The following is a 6,160-nucleotide window of genomic DNA, read 5'->3' on the forward strand; positions in this document are numbered from 1 at the left end:
CTCGCAGTGAGCCTCGGGTGTCGGGCCCGGGGTCTGGTGTCTCGGGACGGCGGGGTCCCGGTGCCTTGCCGGTGGCGGCGGGTGCCCTAGGCGCGCTTCACCGACACCGGGAGCGACTTCACGCCGAAGAAGTTCTGCTCGTAGAAACGCAACGGCACGTCACGGTCGAGCCGGACGTCCGAGAACCGGTCCAGCAACAGCTCGAGGGCGACCCGGCCCTCCAGGCGGGCCAGCGGGGCGCCGATGCAGAAGTGGATGCCCTTGCCGAACGCCACGTGCGCGTTGGGCGAACGGTGAATGTCGAACACGTCCGGGTCGGGGAACTGCCGCTCGTCGCGGTTCGCCGACACCAGCCACGGAATGACGATCGAGCGCTCCGGAACGGTCACCCCGGACAGTTCCACGTCCCGGGTGGTGTAGCGGCCGGTGATGGTGAACGGCGGCCGGTAGCGCATCACTTCCTCCAGCGCACCGGGGATCAGCGAGCGGTCCGCCCGCAGTTCCGCCGCGGCCTCGGGGAACTCGTCGAAGGACAGGACGGAGCTGCTGAGCATCATCGTGGTGGTGATGTGCCCCGCGATCAGCAGCAGTCGCGCGAAGTTGACCGCCTCGGCCCCCGTGATCGGCTCCCCGTCCAGCTCGCTCGTCACCATCCGGCTCAGCAGGTCGTCCCCGGGACGGGCCCGCCGTTCCTCGAGCTGCCCCTCCAGGTAGTAGTCCATCTCCTCGATCGCGGACCTCAGCCGCTCGTAGGTCTCCGGGTCGTCCACGCCGGCGATCTTCGCCGCGATGATGCGGTCCGCCCAGTGCCGGAACACCGGACGGTCCTCCGCCGGTACGCCCAGCAGTTCGGCGATCACGATCACCGGCAGCGGATGCGTCAACTGCCGCACCAGGTCCATTTCGCCGGAGTCTCCGGCGGCGTCCAGCAGCGCGGTGCCGATCTCGCGGATGCGCGGCTCCAGGCCCGCCACCATCCGCGGGGTGAACACCCGGCTGATCTGCCGCCGCAGGTGGTGGTGGACGGGCGGGTCGATCTGCGCCAGGTCACCCTTGGCCACCTCCGCCGCCTTGGGCGAGACCGGCGTCGGATCGGAGGAGAAGTCGGCGTACCCGGACAGCACGTGCTGCACGTCGGCGTAGCGGAACACGTACCAACTGCCGTTGCTGCCGCGGACGACGGGAGCCTCGTCGCGCATCACGCGCAACCAGTCGAACAAGGCCGCTCCACCGTCGGCAGCCGAGGGAGGAGTGAGGGCGAGAGCCTGTTCGGACATGTGAGGACTCCTTGCGTCCGGACGAGATGGCAGGGACGAGCCGGCGACGGAAGAAGAAATGAGGAAAGAGGAAGAAGAAAGCAGGTGACCGGGAGGAGAAGGGGAGGTGCGGGTCCTTCCCCACCGTCGTTCCGCTTGTCCCGGAAAAGGAAAGCCGAGTTCTGCGAACGGGCGGGATGCATCCCCTGGAACGCACGAACCGTATCCGAGCCGGCCCGGGCCAGACATCCCCAGATTCCCCGTAGGGGGACGCCCGGACGACGTAGGGGTGGGGGCCGCCGTAGCTAGGGGCCCGACAGCCCCAGGAACCGGTCGACACACACACCGCCGTCCTGCTGGGATTCGGGGAAACCAACGCATCACCTCGACACCCACCCGTTCGGATTCCCTCTTCCATCCGGCCCGATCGCGGTCTCGACGCAATTCCCGGGGAGCTCTGGAGACAGTGTTGGCGGACAACAAGGCGCGCGAGAATTCCATGACCCCGTCCGGCGACGGGCCCGCCGGCGACGACGCGATCGCCGTCGTGGGACTCGCCTGCCGCCTCCCCGGAGCCCCCACCCCCACCGCCTTCTGGGAGTTGCTGCGCGCGGGCGCCCACGCCGTCCGTGAGGTCCCCGCCCGACGCTTCGGCGCCGCGGCCGCCGCCGACGAGGGCGACGACGCGCACGACCACCGCGCCCCACGCTTCGGCGCCTTCCTCGACCAGGAACAGATCGAGACCTTCGATGCCGCGTTCTTCGGCATCTCGCCCCGCGAAGCCGCGCTGATGGACCCCCAGCAGCGCCTGGCACTGGAACTCGGCTGGGAGGCGCTGGAGGACGCCGGACTGCCCCCGGCGGACCTCGCCGGGCAGCGCTCCGGCGTGTTCGTCGGCGTCATCGCCGACGACTACGCCACGCTCTCCGCCCGCCTCGGCGCCGACGCCCTCGGCCCCCACTCCCTGACCGGGCTGCACCGCAGCATGATCGCCAACCGGGTCTCGTACGTCCTGGGCCTGCGCGGTCCCAGCATGACCGTCGACACCGGCCAGTCGTCCTCCCTGGTCTCGGTCCACCTCGCCTGCGAGAGCCTGCGCACCGGCGAGAGCACCGTCGCCCTCGCCGGCGGCGTCAACCTCAACCTCCTCCCCGAGACCACCGAACGCGTCGCCCGCTTCGGCGCCCTCTCCCCGGACGGCCGCTGCCACACCTTCGACGCCCGCGCCAACGGCTACGTGCGCGGCGAGGGCGGCGCCGTCCTGGTGCTCAAGCGCCTCTCGCAGGCCGTCGCCGACGGCGACACCATCCACTGCCTGCTGCTCGGCAGCGCCGTCAACAACGACGGCGGCGGCGAGTCCCTCACCGCCCCCCACCGCGCCGCCCAGGAGGAGGTCCTGCGCCTGGCCCACCAGCGGGCCGGCACCGACCCCGCGGATGTCCAGTACGTCGAACTCCACGGCACCGGCACCAAGGTCGGCGACCCCGTCGAGGCCGCCGCGCTCGGCGCAGTCGTCGGCACCGCCCACGAGCCCGGCCGCCCCGTCATGGTCGGCTCCGTCAAGACCAACGTGGGCCACCTGGAGGGAGCCGCCGGCATCACCGGGCTCCTCAAGACGGTGCTCAGCCTCCGGCACCGGTTGCTCCCCGCCAGCCTCAACTACGAGACGCCCAACCCCGACATCCCCCTCGACCGGCTCAACCTGAGCGTCCAGCGGACCACCGGCCCCTGGCCCGCCGACGGCCGGCCGCTGCTCGCCGGGGTGTCCTCGTTCGGCATGGGCGGCACCAACTGCCACGTCGTGGCCGCCGAATGGACCGGCAACCGCGAGGCCACCGCCCCACACAGCGGCACCGCACCGTTCGTCCACGCCCCCGTGACGTGCTGGCCGCTGTCCGGCCCGAGCCGCACGGGCCTGCGGGGTCAGGCGGCGCGGCTCGCCGCGTTCGCGGACGAGCGTACGGGCGTGTCGCTGCCGGACGTGGGTTGGTCGCTGGCGACGGGCCGGGCCGCGCTCGAGCACCGTGCGGTGGTTCTGGCCGGTGATCGGGATGCTGCTGTTGGGGTGTTGCGGTCGGTGGCGGAGGGTGTGCCTTCGGCCGGTGTGGTGTCGGGTGTGGTGTCCGGGGAGCAGGGCCGGGTGGTGTTCGTGTTCCCGGGTCAGGGGTCGCAGTGGGTGGGGATGGGTGGGGGGTTGTGGGAGTCGTCGCCGGTGTTCCGGGAGCGGCTTCAGGAGTGTGATGCGGCGCTGTCTTCGCTGGTGGACTGGTCGGTGACTGATGTGGTGCGGGGTGTGCCGGATGCGGCTTCGCTGGACGATGTGGTGGTTGTTCAGGCGTCGTTGTGGGCGGTGATGGTGTCGCTGGCGGCGGTGTGGCGTTCGGTGGGTGTGGAGCCGGGTGCGGTGATCGGTCATTCGCAGGGGGAGATCGCTGCTGCTGTGGTGGCGGGTGGGTTGTCCGTCGAGGACGGTGCCCGGGTGGTCGTGTTGCGGGCGAGGGCGATCGCGCAGAGCCTGTCCGGTCATGGTGGCATGGTGTCGGTGGCCGCGGGTGCGGACCGGGTACGGGAGTTGATCGCGGGCTGGGGTGAGCGGATCTCGATCGCCTCGGTCAACGGACCTTCTTCGACGGTGGTTTCGGGTGAGCCGGTGGCTTTGGACGATTTGATGGCCGCCTGTGACGGCGAAGGCATACGGGCCCGTCGTATCGCGGTGGATTACGCCTCCCACTCCGCACAGGTGGAGTCGATCCGGGAGCAGGTCACCGAAGCCCTCGCGGACGTTGAACCCCGTACCGCGCACGTCCCGTTCTACTCGACGGTGACCGGTTCGGTGATCTACACGAGCGGCCTGGACGCCGGTTATTGGGTGACGAACCTGCGTCAGGAGGTGCGGTTCGACGCCACGGTCCGTGAGTTGCTGGCGGACGGCTTCGGTTACTTCGTGGAATGCAGCCCTCACCCGGTCCTGACCGTCGGCATGCAGGAGACCTTCGACGACGTCGCGGGCGCCCAGGCTGTGGCGCTCGGCACCCTGCGCCGCGAGGAAGGCGGCGCGGAGCGCTTCCTGACGTCCGCCGCCGAGGGCTACGTCCGCGGTCTGACCGTCGACTGGAACGCCGTCTTCGCCGGCACGGGCGCCCGGCGCGTGGACCTGCCCACCTACGCCTTCCAGCGGCAGCGGTACTGGCTCGACACCGTCGTCTCTCCGGACGCACTCGCCGCGCCCAGGGTGCGGCAGGCCGCCGTGCCGACGGCGGACGAGGCAGCCGACGCCGGCGTCCACGCGTTGCGCCGGGAGCTCGCTCCCTTGAGCGAGTCCGAGCAGGAGGCCGCGTTGTCGCGGCTGGTACGAACCCACGCCGCCGCCGCGCTCGGGCACTCCTCGATGGACGCGGTGGACGCCGATGTGTCGTTCAAGGAGCAGGGCTTCGACTCGCACCTGTCCGTGCAGCTGCGGAACACGCTGAGCGCCGAGACCGAGCTCCCCCTGCCCACGGCCGTGCTCTTCGAGCACCCCACCCCGGACGGCCTCGCGCGCCACCTGCGGGAGGAGCTGTTCGGTGCTGCCACGCCCGCCGTGGAGGAGGCCGTCGCGGGGCGTGCCCAGGACGACGAGCCCATCGCCATCGTCGGCATGGCGTGCCGCTTCCCGGGCGGTGTCGGCTCTCCCGACGAGCTGTGGGAGGTGGTGGCGGGCCGCCGGGACGTCATCGGTGAGTTCCCGGACAACCGGGGGTGGGACCTGGAGAGCCTCTACGACCCCACGCTGGAGCGCCCTGGCACGAGTTACGTGCGCAGCGGCGGTTTCCTGCGGGAGGCGCCCGACTTCGACCCGGCGTTCTTCGGGATCTCACCGCGTGAGGCGCTGGCCATGGACCCGCAGCAGCGGCTGCTGCTGGAGACCTCGTGGGAGGCGGTCGAGCGGGCCGGGCTCGACCCGCTGTCCCTCCGGGGGAGCAGGACGGGTGTGTTCTTCGGGGCGATGTTCCAGGAGTACGGTCCCCAGCTGAAGGACGGGGCCGAGGGCGTGGACGGGCACCGGCTCACCGGCGGCACCACCAGCGTGGCCTCCGGCCGGGTGGCGTACACCCTGGGCCTGGAGGGCCCCGCGGTCACCGTCGACACGGCGTGCTCGTCTTCTCTGGTGGCGCTGCACTGGGCGGTGCGCTCGCTGCGGTCCGGTGAGTGCGTGATGGCGCTCGCGGGCGGCGCGACCGTCATGTCCACGCCTGGCATGTTCGTGGAACTCAGCCGTCAGGGCGCGCTGTCGCCCGACGGTCGCTGCAAGGCCTTCTCGGCGTCGGCCGACGGCACCGGGTGGGCCGAGGGCGTCGGCACGCTCCTGGTGGAGCGGCTGTCGGACGCGCGGCGCAACGGCCACCCGGTGCTCGCGGTGATCCGGGGCTCGGCGACGAATCAGGACGGTGCGAGCAACGGTCTCACCGCCCCGCACGGGCCGTCCCAGCAGCGGGTGATCCGGGCGGCGCTGGCCGACGCGGGTCTGCCGGCCGCCGAGGTGGACGCGGTGGAGGCGCACGGCACGGGCACGACGCTGGGCGACCCGATCGAGGCCCAGGCACTGCTGGCCACCTACGGCCAGGGCCGGCCCCCCGGCCGTCCGCTGCGGCTGGGGTCGGTGAAGTCCAACATCGGCCACACGCAGGCCGCCGCCGGCGTGGCCGGCGTGATCAAGATGGTGATGGCCCTGCGGCACGGGACGCTGCCCGGCACCCTGCACGTGGACGAGCCGTCCCCGCACATCGACTGGTCGCAGGGCGCGGTGGAACTCCTCACCGAGCCGGTGGAGTGGCCGCGGAACGGCCGCCCGAGGCGCGCCGGAGTGTCCTCGTTCGGCATCAGCGGCACCAACGCGCACCTGGTCCTCGAAGAGGCGCCCGCGG

2 protein-coding genes are annotated in these 6,160 nt (G+C 71.7%); one reads left to right on the top strand and one right to left on the bottom strand.

The features are described from left to right. Window positions 1-86 precede the first annotated feature (86 nt). Window positions 87-1,277, bottom strand: coding sequence for a cytochrome P450 (locus Saso_RS12655; RefSeq protein ID WP_189928727.1), 1,191 nt, complete (start codon window positions 1,275-1,277; stop codon window positions 87-89). A 478-nt stretch (window positions 1,278-1,755) separates the two neighbouring features. On the opposite strand from Saso_RS12655, the gene Saso_RS12660 reads away from it, so the two are divergent. Continuing rightward, on the top strand, window positions 1,756-6,160 hold a 4,405-nt coding region (locus tag Saso_RS12660; RefSeq protein WP_203833526.1), incomplete at its 3' end, for a type I polyketide synthase.

Source organism: Streptomyces asoensis (assembly GCF_016860545.1).
GTDB classification, from domain to species: Bacteria; Actinomycetota; Actinomycetes; order Streptomycetales; family Streptomycetaceae; genus Streptomyces; species Streptomyces asoensis.

What these genes read in the sequence shown, in the direction of transcription:
- Saso_RS12655 (WP_189928727.1), bottom strand. Translation starts at nt 1,277, where the DNA reads ATGTCCGAACAGGCTCTCGCCCTCACTCCTCCCTCGGCTGCCGACGGT.